14 protein-coding genes are annotated in these 16,262 nt (G+C 73.2%); all 14 read left to right on the top strand.

Annotation, left to right across the window (positions count from 1 at the left end; translation table 11 throughout):
- The first annotated feature begins 6 nt into the window (after positions 1 to 6).
- The 14 genes from mutM to ABD671_RS21000 all read left to right on the top strand — a co-directional run bounded on the left by mutM (position 7) and on the right by ABD671_RS21000 (position 16,260).
- Complete coding sequence (gene mutM, locus ABD671_RS21065; protein ID WP_344735473.1) at positions 7 to 897, top strand: bifunctional DNA-formamidopyrimidine glycosylase/DNA-(apurinic or apyrimidinic site) lyase; 891 nt, start codon at positions 7 to 9, stop codon at positions 895 to 897.
- 154 nt (positions 898 to 1,051) lie between these two features.
- On the top strand, positions 1,052 to 1,252 hold the full coding sequence (locus ABD671_RS21060; RefSeq protein ID WP_344735472.1) for a hypothetical protein: 201 nt from the start codon (positions 1,052 to 1,054) through the stop codon (positions 1,250 to 1,252).
- A 47-nt stretch (positions 1,253 to 1,299) separates the two neighbouring features.
- A complete protein-coding gene (locus ABD671_RS21055; RefSeq protein ID WP_344735471.1) occupies positions 1,300 to 2,793 on the top strand; it encodes an LVIVD repeat-containing protein in 1,494 nt (497 codons plus the stop codon).
- Between the two features lie 105 nt (positions 2,794 to 2,898).
- Entirely contained in the window at positions 2,899 to 4,122 is a 1,224-nt protein-coding gene (locus tag ABD671_RS21050; protein WP_344735470.1) for an MFS transporter, read from the top strand.
- Between the two features lie 97 nt (positions 4,123 to 4,219).
- Positions 4,220 to 7,783 (top strand): chromosome segregation protein SMC, encoded by a 3,564-nt coding sequence (smc, locus tag ABD671_RS21045; RefSeq protein WP_344735469.1) that lies wholly within the window; start codon positions 4,220 to 4,222, stop codon positions 7,781 to 7,783.
- Positions 7,784 to 7,838: 55 nt separating this feature from the next.
- Entirely contained in the window at positions 7,839 to 8,288 is a 450-nt protein-coding gene (locus ABD671_RS21040; RefSeq protein ID WP_344735468.1) for an acyl-CoA thioesterase, read from the top strand.
- 67 nt (positions 8,289 to 8,355) lie between these two features.
- A complete protein-coding gene (locus tag ABD671_RS21035; protein WP_344735467.1) occupies positions 8,356 to 8,580 on the top strand; it encodes a hypothetical protein in 225 nt (74 codons plus the stop codon).
- A 112-nt stretch (positions 8,581 to 8,692) separates the two neighbouring features.
- A complete protein-coding gene (gene ftsY / locus ABD671_RS21030; protein ID WP_344735466.1) occupies positions 8,693 to 9,850 on the top strand; it encodes a signal recognition particle-docking protein FtsY in 1,158 nt (385 codons plus the stop codon).
- A gap of 279 nt (positions 9,851 to 10,129) precedes the next feature.
- Positions 10,130 to 11,425 carry an ammonium transporter gene (locus ABD671_RS21025; RefSeq protein ID WP_344735465.1) on the top strand — a complete coding sequence of 432 codons (1,296 nt, stop codon included), beginning with the start codon at positions 10,130 to 10,132 and terminating at the stop codon, positions 11,423 to 11,425.
- On the top strand, positions 11,422 to 11,760 hold the full coding sequence (locus ABD671_RS21020) for a P-II family nitrogen regulator (RefSeq protein WP_344735464.1): 339 nt from the start codon (positions 11,422 to 11,424) through the stop codon (positions 11,758 to 11,760). The genes ABD671_RS21025 and ABD671_RS21020 overlap by 4 nt, the downstream gene beginning before the upstream one ends.
- 162 nt (positions 11,761 to 11,922) lie before the next feature.
- Complete coding sequence (locus ABD671_RS21015; protein ID WP_344735463.1) at positions 11,923 to 12,261, top strand: P-II family nitrogen regulator; 339 nt, start codon at positions 11,923 to 11,925, stop codon at positions 12,259 to 12,261.
- Between the two features lie 99 nt (positions 12,262 to 12,360).
- Positions 12,361 to 13,692: an ammonium transporter gene (locus tag ABD671_RS21010; RefSeq protein WP_344735462.1), complete on the top strand. Its 1,332-nt coding sequence runs from the start codon at positions 12,361 to 12,363 to the stop codon at positions 13,690 to 13,692.
- The gene (locus ABD671_RS21005) at positions 13,689 to 14,027 is read left to right on the top strand and encodes a P-II family nitrogen regulator (protein ID WP_344735461.1); all 339 of its coding nucleotides are present in this window, start codon (positions 13,689 to 13,691) and stop codon (positions 14,025 to 14,027) included. Before ABD671_RS21010 ends, ABD671_RS21005 begins: the two co-directional genes overlap by 4 nt.
- A 7-nt stretch (positions 14,028 to 14,034) precedes the next feature.
- The gene (locus ABD671_RS21000) at positions 14,035 to 16,260 is read left to right on the top strand and encodes a [protein-PII] uridylyltransferase (RefSeq protein ID WP_344735460.1); all 2,226 of its coding nucleotides are present in this window, start codon (positions 14,035 to 14,037) and stop codon (positions 16,258 to 16,260) included.
- Positions 16,261 to 16,262 lie beyond the last annotated feature (2 nt).

The raw sequence follows: 16,262 nt of genomic DNA, 5'->3' as shown, positions 1-16,262 counted from the left end.
CCACCGATGCCCGAGCTCCCCGAGGTCGAGGTCGTCCGCGCCGGCCTCGAGCGCCACGTCGTGGGCGCCCGCATCCGCGCCGTCGAGGTGCTGCACGAGCGGCCGGTGCGCCGCGACCCGCGCGGTGCCGCCGGCTTCGCCGCCGCCCTGACCGGCCGCACCCTGGTGGCCGCCCGTCGCCGCGGCAAGTACCTGTGGCTGCCCCTCGACGACGGCGATGCGGTGCTGGCCCATCTCGGCATGAGCGGCCAGCTCCTCGTCCAACCCCCGCAGGCGCCCGCCGAGCGCCACCTGCGGGTGCGTTTCGTCCTCGACGGCGCCGCCGAGGGCCGCGAGCTGCGCTTCGTCGATCAGCGCATGTTCGGCGGCCTCGCGATCTCGCCCGGGGGAGCGGAGCTGCCCGGCGAGATCGCGCACATCGCCCGCGACCCCCTCGACCCGCTGTTCGACGACGACGCGTTCGCGGCCCGGGTGCGGCGGCGCACCTCGGGCATCAAGCGCCAACTGCTCGACCAGACCCTGATCTCGGGGGTCGGCAACATCTACGCCGACGAGGCCCTGTGGCGTGCTCGACTGCACGGGGAGCGGCCGGGCGATCGCCTCACCCGCGGGCAGGTGCTGGAGCTGCTCGGCCATGCCCGTGATGTCATGACCGACGCCCTGGCGCAGGGCGGCACCTCCTTCGACGCGCTCTACGTCAACGTCAACGGCGAGTCCGGCTACTTCGACCGCAGCCTGCACGCCTACGGGCAGGCCGACCGGCCCTGCGACCGGTGCTCCACGCCGATCCGGCGGGTCGCCTTCATGAACCGGTCGTCCTACTTCTGCCCGGCCTGCCAGCCGCCGCCGCGCGCCCGACGACGCACCGCCGCCCCCCGGCCCGCATCCCGCGGCTGACCTGCACGGACGCCGCAGGCCCGCCGGTGTCGGCGATGTCCGGACCGGTGCCGCCCGGGGGCCTCGTCAGATTGACCGGACGCCTGTCTGGTGGGACTCTTGAAGACGGCCCGCCGCCGTGGGCCGCCACCCACCCAGACCGGAAGGCTCACTCATGGCCAAGGCGCTGATCGGCCACCTGAACAGCGACCTGCGGGACCCTCGTCTCGCGATCGAGAACGCTCGGCTCCGGACCCGGGTCCGCGAGCTGGAGAACCTGGTCCTCCGTCTGTCGGAGGAAAACGACCGCCTCGTCGCCGCTCGCGCTGCCGAGCTCCTCGAGGTCGCCCCGCTGCAGGAGATGCAGCCCGCCTGAGCTTGTCCGTCCCCGTGACCGACACGGGGACTCGTCGTTCTAGGAGCATGCGCGCTCCTCGGACGACGGCCGCCACCGCGGCTCTGCTCACCCTCGCCGCCGGCCTGCTGGTCGCCGGTCCGGCCTCGGCCCACAGCGATCCCGACCGCAATCGGCGCCTGGCGGTGCTCGAACCCGGCGCGGTCGACCCGCTGATCGCCAGCGACAACGTCGCCCACCTCGCCTCCGATCCCGGCCAGGCCGGGATCTCGGGGTGCTTCCTGCCGACCGCGCCCCTCTTCGTCACCAGCGGGCTGGACTCCGTGCGGGTCTGGGACGTCGCCGACCCGGCGAAGCCCGCCCTGGTCGGCGTGCTGGCGAGCACGCAGTTCGAGAACGAGGCGATGACCTGCGGCGAGCGCCGCACCGCCGACGGCGTGCGCCGCTTCGCGCTCATCGGCGTCGACACCTACCAGGCCTCGGTCGACGACATCCAGCACGTCAACGTCGGCGGCAACGAGCTGATCGTCGTCGACGTCACCGACCCGGCCGCCCCGTTCGTCGCCTCGCGCGCGCCGGCGACGACCAGCACCCACACGGTGGCGTGCACCGACCCGACGAACTGCCGTTACGCCTACTCGGCAGGCGGCCGCTCCGACTTCAGCATCATCGACCTGCGCGACCTCGACGCCCCGGTCGAGGTCGACTCCGACACGAAGACCGCCGGCGTCCAGCCGTTCGCCTCGCCGACCGGCGGCCACAAGTGGAGTCTCGACGGCGCCGGCATCGCGACCCACACCGGCTACGAGGGCGCCTCGATGTGGGACGTCAGCAGCCCGCGGCGTCCGCGCCTGCTCGCCACCACCGGCCGTGCCGGGCAGGGCACCGACCCGGCCTACCCCGGCTGGAACGACTTCATCCTCCACAACTCCCAGCGTCCGAACGCCGAGCGGTTCCGGCCGAACACGCGGCCCTCGATCGCGCGCGGCAACGTCCTGCTCGTCACCGAGGAGGACTACGAGCAGACCGACTGCAGCCTCGCGGGCTCCTTCCAGACCTGGTGGGTCAAGCGACTCGACGGTCGCCCCGGCGGCATCGTGCCGCTCGACAAGGTCGAGCTCGCCGATCTGGGCGCCTACCCGCTGCCGCAGGGCGCGTTCTGCTCCTCGCACTGGTTCGACGTGCGCCCCGACGGGCTGGTCGCGGCCGGCTTCTACGGCGGCGGCACCCAGATCATCGACGTCCGCAACCCGCGCCGCATCACGCCCTACGGCCACGCCGTGTGGGGTGCCTCGGAGGTCTGGGACGCCATGTGGGTGCCGGTCTACGACGCCCGCGGCCGCCGTACCGAGGCGCGCACCACCATCGTCTACGCGATCGACCTCGTGCGCGGCCTCGACGTCTACGCCGTCGACGTGCCCGGTGACGGCCGCGGTGCCCTGCCGGAATCGGCCCGTGCCGAACGTCCGCTGGAGTCGGCCGCCGTCCCGCTCGGGCTGGTCTCGACCGCGGCGCTCGGCGCGCTGGCGCTCGGACGCCGGCGCCGCCGCGTCGCCGTCTGACCGGGGGCCGACCCGGGGCGGCCACCGGAAAGTCGGGTGCGCCGCCCTCCGCGGCCGGTCTAGGGTCCCGAGCTTGTGATCGGGGGCGGCTGGGTCGAGCGTGCGATGCCGGCCCGACTGGGCGGCGACTTCCGTCGCCTCCTCGCCAGCAGCTGGGTCGCGCAGATCGGCGACGGCATCGGGCTGGCCGCCGGCCCGCTCCTGGTCGCCCGGCAGACCTCGGACGCCGGACTGGTCGCCCTGGCCGCCACGGTGCAGTGGCTCGCGCCGCTGCTGTTCGCCCTCCACGCGGGGGTGCTCGCTGACCGGCTCGATCGGCGGCGCGTCACGATGGCGCTCGACGTCGGTCGATGCATCGTGCTGGTGCTGCTGGCGCTCACCATCCTCGGCGGCGTCGTGCACGTGTGGATGGTGCTGCTCGCCCTCTTCCTGCTCGCCTCGGCCGAGGTCGTCGCCGACACCTCCTCCTCGGCGCTCGTGCCGATGACGGTCGAGCGCGAGGATCTCGGGGTCGCCAACGCCCGCATGCAGGTGGGGTTCCTGACCCTCAACCAGCTGGCCGGCCCGCCCCTCGGGGCGGCCCTCTTCGGTCTCGGCGTGGCGGTCCCGGTGATCGCCCAGGCGCTGCTGGTCGCGGCGTCGGTGGTGCTGTTGACCCGGGTGCGCGCCGGCGCCCACGCACCCGAGCCGCCCCGAGGCGTGCGCCGCGAGATCGTCGAGGGCCTGCGCTGGGTCCGCCATCACGCGGCCGTGCGCACGCTGGTGCTGACCATCCTCATCTTCAACCTCACCTTCGGCGCGGCGTGGTCGGTGCTCGTCCTCTACTCCCGCGACCGACTCGGCCTGGGTGCGGTGGGGTTCGGGCTGATCACGACGGTCCAGGCGGCGGGCGGGCTCCTCGGCACGCTGTCCTACGGCCGGCTCACCGCTCGCTACAGCCTCGGCACGATCATGCGCGTCGGTCTGATCATCGAGACGCTCACCCACCTCGTGCTGGCCGTGACGACCAGCGCCTGGGTGGCGATGCCGGTGTTCTTCGTCTTCGGCGCCCACGCCTTCATCTGGGGCACCACCTCCATCACGGTGCGCCAGCGCGCCGTCCCCACCGGGTTGCAGGGGCGGGTGGGCTCGGTGAACCGCGTCGGCTCCTATGCCGGCCTCGTGATCGGCTCCGCCGGTGGCGCCGTCCTCGCACAGCATCTCGGGGTGACCGCGCCGTTCTGGTTCGCCTTCGCCGGCTCCGCGCTCTTCCTCGTCCTGTGGTGGGGGCAGCTGCGCCATCTCGCCCATGACGACACGGCCGCCCCATCGGCGGCCCGGAGCAGGTAGGCTCACGCCCGCTGAGCTTCCCCCGCGTCGGCCCGGGCTTCGTCCCGCCTACGCTCCTTAGCACTCTCCCAGTGCCCAGCTCGCGGAAGGCAGCCCGTTGTACCTGAAGAGCCTGACCCTCAAGGGGTTCAAGTCCTTCGCCTCCTCCACGACCCTTCAGTTGGAGCCGGGCATCACCTGCATCGTCGGACCCAACGGGTCGGGCAAGTCCAACGTCGTCGACGCGCTCGCGTGGGTGATGGGCGAGGCGAGCGCGAAGTCGCTGCGCGGCGGGAAGATGGACGACGTCATCTTCGCCGGCACCTCCGGCCGCCCGCCGCTGGGCCGGGCCGAGGTCGTGCTGACCATCGACAACTCCGACGGCGCGCTGCCGATCGAGTACACCGAGGTCACGATCAGCCGCACGATGTTCCGCAGCGGCGGCTCGGAGTACGCCATCAACGGCACGCCGTGCCGCCTGCTCGACGTCCAGGAGCTGCTCTCCGACTCCGGCATCGGCCGCGAGATGCACGTGATCGTGGGGCAGGGCCAGCTCGACACGATCCTGCACGCCACCCCGGAGGACCGCCGCGGCTTCATCGAGGAGGCCGCGGGCGTCCTCAAGCACCGCAAGCGCAAGGAGAAGGCGCTCCGCAAGCTCGACGCCACCGAGGGCAACCTCACGCGGTTGAGCGACCTGCTCACCGAGATCCGTCGCCAGCTCAAGCCGCTGGGCCGCCAGGCCGAGGTGGCCCGTCAGGCGGCCACCGTGCAGGCCGACGTCCGCGACGCGAAGGCCCGCCTGCTGGCCGACGACCTCGTGACGGCCCGGCAGGCGCTCGAGCAGGAGCTCGCCGACGAGTCGCTGCTCGTGGCCCGCCGCGAGGAGGTCGAGGCGGCGCTCGCCGAGGCCCGCGAGGCCGAGGCCGCGCTCGAGGCGGCGCTGCGCGAGGACCTCCCGGCGCTGGCAGCCGCCCAGGAGACGTGGTTCGCGCTGTCGGGTCTGCGCGAGCGGCTGCGGGGCACCCAGTCCCTGGCCGCCGAGCGCGTGCGCAACGCGGCGTCCGTGGGCGAGGTCGAGACCGCCGGCGGCCGCGACCCCGAGGAGCTCGAGGCGCAGGCCGCGTCGGCCCGTGAGCAGGAGCAGCGCATCGACGCCGAGGTGGCCGAGCACCGCCAGGCCCTCGAGGACGCCGTCACCGCCCGCAAGGCGGCCGAGGACGCCGCCGCCGAGGAGGACCGCCGCGTGGCCGCCCTCCAGCGTGCCGCCGCCGACCGGCGCGAGGGTCTGGCCCGCCTGCACGGCCAGGTCAACGCGCTGAAGTCCCGCGCCGCCGCGGCCGACGACGAGATCGGCCGGCTCGGGCTGGCCCGCGAGGAGGCCCTCGCCCGCGCCGAGCGCGCGCAGCGCGACTTCACCGCGCTGGAGACCCGCATCGCCGGCCTCGACGCCGGTGAGGAGGGTCTCGACGCCGAGCACGAGGCCGCCAGCGAGGCGCTGGGCTCGGTCGAGGAGCGGCTCGCCAAGGCCCGGGCCGAGGTCGCCCAGGCCGACACCGACCGCTCCACCCTGGCCGCCCGCAAGGACGCCCTCGAACTCGGCCTCAACCGCAAGGACGGCGCCGGTGCCCTGCTGGCCGCCGACGTCACGATCTCGGGCCTCCTGGGTTCGGTGGCCGCGCTGCTGGCGGTCCGCTCCGGCTACGAGGCCGCCGTCGCCGGCGCCCTCGGCGCCGCGGCCGACGCGGTCGCGGTCGCCGACGCCGAGGCCGCGCTCGCCGCGCTCGACCAGCTCAAGACCGACGACCTCGGCCGGGCCGGGCTGCTGGTCGCCGGTGCCCCCGAGCTCGACCCGGTCTCCGCCTGGCCCGCCCTGCCGGCCGGCGCGGTCTACGCCGTCGACGTCGTCGAGTGCCCGGCCGAGCTGCGCGCCGCCCTGGCCGCGCTGCTGCGACGGGTCGCCGTCGTCGACGACCTCGACGCGGCGCGGTCGCTGGTGGGCGCGCATCCCGACGTCACGGCCGTCACCCGCGAGGGCGACGTCCTGGGCGCGCACTACGTCGCGGGCGGCTCCTCGAGCGCGCCGAGCCTCATCGAGATCCAGGCCGCCGTCGACGAGGCTGCCGCCCAGCTCGCCGAGACGATCGCGGCCGGCGAACGCCTCGGTTTCGAGATCTCCCGCCTGGAGGCCGAGCGGTTGGAGGCCCAGAAGCGCGTCGACGTCGCGCTCGCCAAGCTGCACGAGTCCGACGCCACGCTGGCCGCCGTCGCCGAGGAGCTCGGCCAGTTCGGCTCGCAGGCCCGCGCGGCCCGCGGGGAGGCCGAGCGCCTCACCCAGGCCATCGAGAAGGCCGAGGCCGCCCGCGAGCAGGACCTCGCCGGCCTCGCCGACCTCGAGGCGCGGTTGGCCGCGGCCGAGGCCGACCCGTCGGCCGCCGACGAACCCGACACCGACGAGCGCGAGCAGCGCACCGAGGCGGCGCGCGCCGCCCGACAGGCCGAGATGGACGCGCGGCTGGCGCTGCGCACCTCCGAGGAGCGGGCCCGCGCGCTCCACGGACGCGCCGACGCGCTGCTGCGCGCCGCCGCCCAGGAACGCGAGAACCGGGCCCGCGCCGCCGCCCGGCGCGAGCGGATGCGCCGTGAGGCCCGCGCCGCCGAGGCCGTGGGGGTCGCCGTCGCGTGGGTGCTCGGTCGCCTCGAGGTCTCCATCGACCGGGCCGCCCGGGCCCGCGCCGAGGTCGAGGCCTCCCGCGCCGACCGCGAACAGCGCCTGCTCACCGTGCGCGCCCGTCTGCGCGATCTCCAGCGCGAGCTCGACGAGCTGGTCAACTCGGTGCATCGCGACGAGATGGCGCGCGCCCAGCAGCGCATGAAGATCGAGCAGCTCGAGCAGCGCGCCCTCGACGAGCTCGGACTCGAGGCCGCGGGCCTGGTCGCCGACTACGGCCCCGACCAGCCGGTGCCCTCGACCGCCCCGGTCGGCGAGGACGGCGTCGTCCCCGAGCCGGTGCCCTACGTGCGCGAGGAGCAGCAGAAGCGGCTGCGCACCGCCGAGCGGGCCCTGCAGATGCTGGGCCGGGTCAACCCGCTCGCGCTGGAGGAGTTCACCGCGATGGAGGAGCGGCACAAGTTCCTCACCGAGCAGCTCGAGGACCTCCGCAAGACCCGCAAGGACCTCCTCGACATCGTCCGCGAGGTCGACGCCCGCGTCGAGCAGGTCTTCACCGAGGCCTACGCCGACGTCGAGCGCGCCTTCGACGCCACCTTCGCACGGCTCTTCCCCGGCGGCGAGGGGCGGCTGGTGCTGACCGACCCGACCAACATGCTCACCACCGGCATCGAGGTCGAGGCGCGCCCGCCGGGCAAGAAGGTCAAGCGGCTCTCGCTGCTCTCCGGCGGCGAGCGGTCGCTGGTGGCGGTGGCGTTCCTCGTCGCGCTGTTCAAGGCCCGGCCCTCGCCGTTCTACATCCTCGACGAGGTCGAGGCGGCGCTCGACGACACCAACCTCGGACGCCTGCTGGAGATCTACGAGGAGCTGCGCGAGAACTCCCAGCTGCTGGTGATCACCCACCAGAAGCGCACGATGGAGGTCGGCGACGCCCTCTACGGCGTCACCATGCGCGGTGACGGCGTCTCGGCCGTCATCAGCCAGCGCCTGCGGGAGACGGTTTCCGTCTAGGGTCGCGGCAGCCATCGATCGCAGGCGACAGCCGGCGACAGCCTCGAGGAGAGCCATGCCCCGCGTCCGTCCGACCCGCGACCAGTACGTCGCCTGGCGCACCGTCACCACGCGGTGGCGCGACGACGACGCCTACGGCCACCTCAACAACGCGACGTACTACGAGTACTTCGACACCGCCGTCAACGCGCACCTCTTCGAGGCCACCGGGCTCAACGTGCGACTGCTGCCGCAGATCGGGGTCGTGGCCGAGACGTCGTGCCAGTACTACGCCGAGATCGGCTTCCCGCGGCCGGTCGAGATGGGTCTGGTGGTCGACAAGATCGGCACCTCCTCGATCGTCTACCGCATCGGACTCTTCCAGGGCGAGGGCGACGAGGCGGCCGCCGAGGGCCGCTTCGTGCACGTCTACGTCGACAACACCGACCCGGCGCGGCCGGTCGCGCCGATGCCCGATGTGATCCGCGCCGCGGTCGAGCCGCTGCTGCGACCGGCGGGGGAGTAGGGCTCACCGGGCCCGTGGCATCGTGGGGAACGGAGCAGTCCCCGCTCCCGTCTCGGAGGGTTCCCCAGTGCTCGTCATCGCGATCGTCACCCTGCTCAGCCTCGCCCTCGCCGGGCTCGTGCTCTTCTACGTCGCCTTCCCGCATCGCGGTGAGAAGCCGCCCGCGCCGGCGGAGTGGCTCGGCGACGTCCTCGGCAAGGCCGTCGAGGTCGTGCCCACCATCGACCCCGACGAGCGTCTCGAGGCCGGTGTCGGCGCCTCGTCGGCCGGGGAGCGCCACGGCGCCTCCTGACGGCGCCTCCTGACGGTGCCTCCTGACGGCGCCTCCTGACGGCGCCTCCCGACGGCGTCCGCAGGCGCCGCCTGATGTCGGCTGCTGCGCCCGACCATGATGGGATGACGCCATGGACATCACGCTCCTGATCATCCTCGTCGCGGTCGTCGGCGTCCTCGCGGTCGTCGGCCTGGTCGTCGGGCTCGTCGCCGGCCGTGGTCGTGGCGGTGCGCAGCTGCCGCCGGCCCCGTCAGCCCCGCCGGCCCCGGCGGCCCCGAGCACCGAGGACGCCGTCCTCGACGACGTCGCGCCGGCCGCGCCCGCGCCCGTCGCGGTCGAGGAGCCGCCGGCCCGGGTGCTCGACACCCCGGAGCCGACCGCCTCCCGGATGGTGCGGCTGCGGCAGCGGCTCGCCGGCAGCCAGAACGCGCTGGGCCGCGGTCTGCTGGCGCTGCTCTCGCGCGACCGGCTCGACGAGGACACCTGGGAGTCCCTGGAGGACGTCCTGCTCACCGCCGACATCGGGGTCGCCCCGACCCAGGAGCTCGTGGAGCGGCTGCGCACGCGACTGCGGGTCGAGGGTGCGGCGGCGTCCGACGTCCGCGCGGTGCTGCGGGAGGAGCTGACCACCTTGCTCGAGCCGGAGATGGACCGTCGCCTCCAGGTCACGGGCGCCGACGGCCTGCCCGGCGTCGTCCTGGTCGTGGGCGTCAACGGCGCCGGCAAGACCACCACGGTCGGCAAGATCGCGCGCATCATGGTCGCCCAGGACCGCACCGTCGCGCTCGGCGCCGCCGACACGTTCCGCGCCGCGGCGGTCGACCAGCTCGCCACCTGGGGCGAGCGCGTCGGGGTCGAGGTCGTGCGCGGACCCGAGGGCGGCGACCCCGCCTCGGTGGCCTTCGAGGCCGTGAAGTCCGGCGTCGAGCGCGGACTCGACACCATCATCGTCGACACCGCCGGCCGACTCCAGAACAAGCAGGGCCTCATGGACGAGCTCGGCAAGGTCAAGCGGGTCGTGGAGAAGCAGGCACCGGTGACCGAGGTGCTGCTGGTGCTCGACGCCACGACCGGCCAGAACGGCCTGATCCAGGCCCGGGTCTTCTCCGAGGTCGTCGACGTCACCGGCATCGTGCTCACCAAGCTCGACGGCTCGGCCAAGGGCGGCATCGTGGTGGCCGTCCAGCGCGAGCTCGGCGTCCCGGTGAAGCTCGTCGGACTGGGGGAGGGGCCCGATGATCTGGCCCCCTTCGACCCCGGCGCCTTCGTCGACGCCCTGCTCGGCTGACCTGCCACCGGTGAGTGGCAGGACCTTCGTCCCGCTGTTCACCAGGCGGGACGACGGCCCCACTGGCGCCGCCTCGGCGTTCCACCTCGCGGACGGACGCGCGTCGGTTTACCTCGGCGAAACACCCGGCGGGCTTTCGTTTCACGCCCGCAACACAGCACCCACCTCGACTGAAACCTCCTGACAGCAGGGTTCTCGCAATGGGGCGAGGCCCGGCGCGACAGTGCGGTCGGTCGCCAGGTACGGCCTCCCCGGAGCGAAAGATCCCTGGAGGTTCTGTTGGACGGCTATTACGCCTTCATGCTGGTGGCGACGGCGCTGGTCCTGATGATGACCGTGCCGGCACTGGCCCTGTTCTACGGCGGCATGTCACGGTCGAAGTCCGTGCTGAACATGATGATGATGTCCTACATCGCCGCGGCGATCGTGGGCATCCTCTACGTCGCCATCGGATGGTCGATGGGTTGGAGCGGTGACGGCGTCTTCTTCGCCGACCCGTTCGCCCTGGCGTGGCTCGACGGTGTCGAACCCACCTTCTTCATCGGCGTGATGTTCCAGTTGACCTTCGCCGTCATCACGGTCGCCCTCATCAGCGGTGCGGTCGCCGACCGTATGAAGTTCTCGGCGTGGGTGCTGTTCGTGCCGGTCTGGGCCGTCCTGGTCTACTTCCCGATGGCCCACATGGTCTTCAGCTGCAGCGACTCCGCGCTCATCTGCTCCAAGATTGGTGCGCAGGACTACGCGGGTGGTACCGCGGTGCACATCAACGCCGGTGTCGCGGGCCTCGTGCTCGTGCTGCTGCTCGGCAAGCGCCTGGGCTTCGGCAAGGACCCCATGCGTCCGCACAACCTGACCCTCACCATGCTCGGCGCCGGTCTCCTCTGGTTCGGCTGGTACGGCTTCAACGTCGGCTCGATCGTCATCGGCTACGACCCCACCGACCCGAACTCCTTCGAGCTCGAGCGCTTCGTCTCCGAGACCGGTCGCACCTTCACCAACACCACGCTGGCCACGATGGCCGCGATCATCGGCTGGCTGATCGTCGAGCGCGTGCTGCACGGCAAGGCCACCTCGCTCGGCGCCGCCTCGGGCATCGTCGCCGGCCTCGTCGCCATCACCCCCGCCTGCGGCGCGGTCGACCTGTCGGGCGCGGTGGCCATCGGCTTCATCGCCGGTGCGGTCTGCGCCTGGGCCGTGGGCCTGAAGTTCAAGCTCGGCTACGACGACTCCCTCGACGTCGTCGGCGTCCACCTCGTCGGCGGCGTCATCGGCACCGTGCTGATCGGCCTCTTCTCGACCTCCGACGGCGCCGGCGGCATCGACGGCCTCTTCTACGGCGGCGGCTGGGGCTCGCTGGGCGACCAGACCCTCGGTGCGCTCGTCGCGATCGGCTACTCCGGCGTCCTGACCCTCATCATCGGCCTCGCCATCAAGTTCACGATCGGCCTGCGCCTCGACGAGGACGACGAGGTCGGCGGCATCGACCTCGCGGCCCACGGCGAGTCGGCCTACGACCTGCACAGCGGCGTCGGCTCCGGCTCGGGCCTGCTCTCCAGCGAGGGGGTCAAGGCGTGAAGCTCGTGACCGCGGTGATCAAGCCGCACAAGTGGGAGGACGTGCGCGAGGCGCTGGAGTCCTTCGGTGTCACCGGCATGACCGTCAGCGAGGTCTCGGGCTACGGCCGCCAGAAGGGCCACACCGAGGTCTACCGCGGCGCGGAGTACGACATCGCGCTCGTGCCCAAGATCCGCATCGAGATCGTCGTCGAGGACGGCGACGCGGAGGAGGTCACCGCGATCATCGTCCGCACCGCGCAGACCGGTCGCATCGGTGACGGCAAGGTGTGGATCAGCCCCGTCGAGTCGGTGGTGCGGGTGCGCACCGGCGACCGCGACGCGGCAGCGCTCTGACCTGCACGTGACGGACGGGCCCGGTCGGCTCGTCGCGGATCCCCCGAGGACCGCGACGAGGCGCCGGGCCCGTCCCGCACCGGCACCGCCATCGGTACCGCCAGCAGCTCCGCCATCGGCGACCAACGACACCCGGCGCCCCTGCGCCGGGGGAGGAGAGAGATGAAGCTCGTCACCGCGGTGATCAAGCCGCACAAGTGGGAAGAGGTCCGCGTCGCCCTCGAGGGTGTCGGCGTGAGCGGCATGACCGTCAGCGAGGTCTCCGGCTACGGCCGGCAGAAGGGCCACACCGAGGTCTATCGGGGCGCGGAGTACGACGTCGCCCTGGTGCCGAAGATCCGCATCGAGATCGTGGTCCCCGACGACGACGCCGCCACCGTCATGGACACCATCGTCACCAGCGCGGCCTCGGGCCGCATCGGTGACGGCAAGGTCTGGCTGAGCCCGGTGGAGTCGGTGGTGCGGGTGCGCACCGGCGACACCGACGAGGCCGCCCTCTGACCTGATCCACGTGACGGCCCGGGCGGGATGCGGCGGCTCACCGCCCACCCCCCGGGCCGTTAACACGTCTGTAACATCTGCTCTCCAGAGTGGTCGCCCGTGACCCTGGAGACCACCGTCGCCCCCCTCGCGATCGACCCCGGCACCACCGCCTGGCTGCTCGTCGCCACCGCCCTCGTGCTGCTCATGGCACCCGCGCTCGCCCTGTTCTACGGCGGCATGGTGCGTTCCTCGAGCGTGCTCAACATGATGATGATGACCTTCGGGGCCACCGCCGCGATCCTGGTGGCCTGGACCCTCGTGGGCTATTCGCTCGCCTTCGGCGACGATCTCGGCGGCGGGCTCCTCGGAGACCCGACCCAGTTCGCCGGGCTCGGGCAGCTGCTCGATCCGGCCGCCAACGGCGACCTCGCCTACCCGGTCATCCTCTTCGCCGTCTTCCAGGGGCTCTTCTGCGTCATCACCGGCGCCCTGATCTCCGGTGCGATCGCCGACCGCGCCCGCTTCGGCGCGTGGATGGTCTTCGTGACGGTGTGGAGCCTTGTCGTCTATGCCCCGGTCGCGCACTGGGTCTTCGACTTCTCGGCCGGAGACCACGTCGGCGGCTGGCTCGCCAACGACGTGAAGCTCGTCGACTTCGCCGGCGGCACCGCGGTCGAGATCTGCTCCGGCGCCTCCGCTCTCGCCCTCGCCCTCGTGCTCGGGCGCCGCGTCGGCTTCGGCCGCGACCCGATGCGCCCCCACAACCTCACCCTGGTGATGCTCGGCGCGGGCCTGCTGTGGTTCGGCTGGTTCGGGTTCAACGCCGGGTCGGCCCTGGCCGCCGACCACCGCGCGGCCGTCGTCCTGGTGGCCACGCTGCTCGCCGGTGCCTCGGGCACGCTGGGCTGGCTGGTCGTCGAGCGCTTCCGTGACGGACACGCCACCTCCCTCGGTGCGGCGTCCGGTCTGGTCGCCGGCCTGGTGGCGATCACGCCGTCCTGCGGCTCCCTCAGCCCCATCGGCGCCCTGATCATGGGGGCGGTCGCCGGCGTGGTGTGCGCCTACGCCGTCGGCCTGAAGTACCGCTTCGGCTACGACGACTCCCTCGACGTCGTCGGCGTGCACATGGTCGGCGGCATCGTCGGCACGTTGGGCATCGGACTGCTGGGGACGGCGGCCGCGCCGACCGGCGTCGACGGCCTGTTCTACGGCGGCGGACTCGACCAGTTGGGACGCCAGTCCGTCGGTGTGGGCGTGGTGCTGGTCTACGCGTTCGTGATGTCGGGCATCATCGGACTCGTCGTCGACAAGCTCATGGGCTTCCGCATCGACGAGGAGCACGAGGTCAGCGGCATCGACCTCGTGGTCCACGCCGAGGCGGCCTACGACCTGCTGGCGTCTCCCGGCGCCCGCTCCACCGGTTCCATCCTGACCAGAGGTGATGCATGAAGCTCGTGACCGCGGTGATCAAGCCGCACAAGTGGGAAGAGGTCCGGGTCGCGCTCGAGGCCGTGGGCATCACCGGCATGACCGTCAGCGAGGTCTCGGGCTACGGCCGGCAGAAGGGTCACACCGAGGTCTACCGCGGCGCCGAGTACGAGATCGCCCTGGTGCCGAAGATCCGCCTCGAGATCGTGGTCGTCGACGACGACGCGCAGACGGTCGTCGACACCATCGTGCGCAGTGCCGCGTCGGGGCGTATCGGCGACGGCAAGGTGTGGGTGTCGCCCGTGGAGTCGGTGGTGCGGGTCCGCACCGGCGACCGCGACGACGCCGCGCTCTGACGCCCGGGTGACCGCAGAGCAGCGGGTCCAGCGCACCGCCGACGCGGATGCGCTGTGCGTGCGCGCCTACGAGGAGTGCGGCGGCCCGGAGGTCGGCACCGCGCTCGTCGCCGTCGGCGGGTACGGACGCGGTGAGCTCGCCCCCCACTCCGACCTCGACGTCGTCCTCGTCAGCGACGACGGCTTCGACCCCGGCGAGGTGGCCGGCACCGTCTGGTACCCGCTGTGGGACTCCGGCACCACCATCGACCACTCGGTGCGCCACTTCAGCGAGATGGTGACGGCCTCCGAGGGCGACCTCCGGGTGGCGCTCGGCCTGCTCGACATCCGTCATCTCGCCGGCGACCCGAACCTCACCCTGCGGCTGCGCACCACGATGCTGGCGCAGTGGCGCCGCTCGGCGAAGTCGCGCCTGCCTGCCCTCCAGGAACTCGTGCGATCGCGCCACGAGCGCGCCGGCGAGCTGGCGCACCTCTCGGTGCCCGACCTGAAGGAGGCCGCGGGCGGCCTGCGCGACGCCACCGTCCTCAAGGCGCTGGTCGCCACCTGGTTGGTCGACGTCCCGCACGTCGCGCTCGAGCAGAGCCGCCAGAGCCTGCTCGACGTCCGCGACCACGTGCACCTCATCGCGGGGCGGGCCACCGACCGGGTCACCCCGGAGATGTGGTCCGAGCTCGCCGAGCGGCTCGGGCTCGACGACGCCCGCGACGCCCAGCGGCACGTCCGCGAGCTCGGACGCCGCATCACCCACCTCTCCCGACTGACCTGGCGTCGCGTCGACGACGTCCTGGCCGGGCCGAACCAGGTCGGCGTCCGGCGCCCGGTGCTCACGCCCGTCGCGCCCGGCGTGGCGGTGGCCAACGGCGAGGTCGTGCTCGACCGCACGGCCCGGCCCGCCGACGACCCCGTGCTGCTGCTGCGCGCGTGCGCCGAGGCCGCGGAGAAGGACCTCGTGCTCGCGCCCCCGACCGCCGCGCGCCTGGCCGCCGAGGGCGCTGCACTGCCCGAGCCGTGGCCGGCCGAGGCCCGCCAGGCGCTGGTGCGGATGCTCGCCTCGGGCCGCAGCCTGCTGCCGATCTGGGAGACGCTGGAGGAGACCGGCGCGCTGGCGCGCATCCTGCCCGAGTGGGAGCGCATCGCCCTGCTCCCGCACGCCTCCGCGATCCACCGCTTCACCGTCGACCGCCACGTGGTCGAGACCTGCGTCGAGGCCTCCGCGCTCATCCGCAGCGTCGCGCGCCCCGACGTCCTCATGGTCTCGGCGCTGCTGCACGACATCGGCAAGGGCGGGCTGACCGAGCACAGCGTCGCCGGTGAGCCGATCGCCCGCACGATCGCCGAGCGGATGGGGTTCGAACCCGACGCCGTCGACCTCATCGCGCGGCTGGTGCGCTGGCACCTGCTGCTCTCGGAGACCGCCACGACGCGCGACCCCGACGACCCCGCCACCGTCGAGCGGGTCGCCTCCCGCATCGACTCCGTCGAGGCGCTCTCGCTGCTGACCGCGCTGACCGAGGCCGATGCCAAGGCCGCCTCGCCGCAGGCTTGGTCGAGCTGGCGGGCCGGCCTCATCCTCGACCTCTCGCGCCGGGTGCGCGCCGCGCTCGACTCCGGGGTGGCGCTTCCGCCCGTCGAGCCCGACGTCGTCCCGATCCCCAAGTCGGTGCGCAAGGGCGGCATCTCCCTCGACGTCGAGACCGTCGGCGACGGGTCCCGGGTCACCGTCATCGCCCCCGACCGCGTCGGGCTGCTCGCCGACTTCGCCGCCATGTTCGCGATGGAGCGCATCCCCGTGCGTGCCGCGCGCATCTGGGCCCAGGAGTCCTACGGCGTCGCGGTGTGGGAGGTCGCGACCCCCGGGCTCGACGCCGGCTTCCTGCACGACAAGTACGACGCCATCGTGGCCGGCCGGCTCGACCCCACCCGCCGGCTGCGTCCCGCCGGCCCCGGCGAGCTCGCCCCGACCGTCGAGGTGCGCCCCGACGCCTCCCGGCTCTCCACCGTGCTCGAGGTGCGGGCCGCCGACCGGCCCGGCATCGTCTACCTCGTGTGCTCGGCCCTCGCGCGCCTCGACATCGCCGTCCGCTCCGCGCACGTCGACACCCTCGGCCCGCAGGCCGTCGACGTGTTCTACCTCCAGGAGTCCGGGGCCGGTGCGCTCTCGGAGACCCGGGCCGCCGAGGCGGCCCACGCCGTCCGCTCGGCGCTGAGCTCCGCGGCCACGCCGTCCTGAGC

It is taken from the genome of Nocardioides fonticola (assembly GCF_039536805.1).
Classification (GTDB): domain Bacteria; phylum Actinomycetota; class Actinomycetes; order Propionibacteriales; family Nocardioidaceae; genus Nocardioides; species Nocardioides fonticola.
This window is presented reverse-complemented; position numbering and strand designations above follow the sequence as displayed.

What these genes read in the sequence shown, in the direction of transcription:
- mutM (WP_344735473.1), top strand. Translation starts at nt 7, where the DNA reads ATGCCCGAGCTCCCCGAGGTCGAGGTCGTCCGCGCCGGCCTCGAGCGC.
- ABD671_RS21060 (WP_344735472.1), top strand. Translation starts at nt 1,052, where the DNA reads ATGGCCAAGGCGCTGATCGGCCACCTGAACAGCGACCTGCGGGACCCT.
- ABD671_RS21055 (WP_344735471.1), top strand. Translation starts at nt 1,300, where the DNA reads ATGCGCGCTCCTCGGACGACGGCCGCCACCGCGGCTCTGCTCACCCTC.
- ABD671_RS21050 (WP_344735470.1), top strand. Translation starts at nt 2,899, where the DNA reads ATGCCGGCCCGACTGGGCGGCGACTTCCGTCGCCTCCTCGCCAGCAGC.
- ABD671_RS21040 (WP_344735468.1), top strand. Translation starts at nt 7,839, where the DNA reads ATGCCCCGCGTCCGTCCGACCCGCGACCAGTACGTCGCCTGGCGCACC.
- ftsY (WP_344735466.1), top strand. Translation starts at nt 8,693, where the DNA reads ATGGACATCACGCTCCTGATCATCCTCGTCGCGGTCGTCGGCGTCCTC.
- ABD671_RS21015 (WP_344735463.1), top strand. Translation starts at nt 11,923, where the DNA reads ATGAAGCTCGTCACCGCGGTGATCAAGCCGCACAAGTGGGAAGAGGTC.
- ABD671_RS21005 (WP_344735461.1), top strand. Translation starts at nt 13,689, where the DNA reads ATGAAGCTCGTGACCGCGGTGATCAAGCCGCACAAGTGGGAAGAGGTC.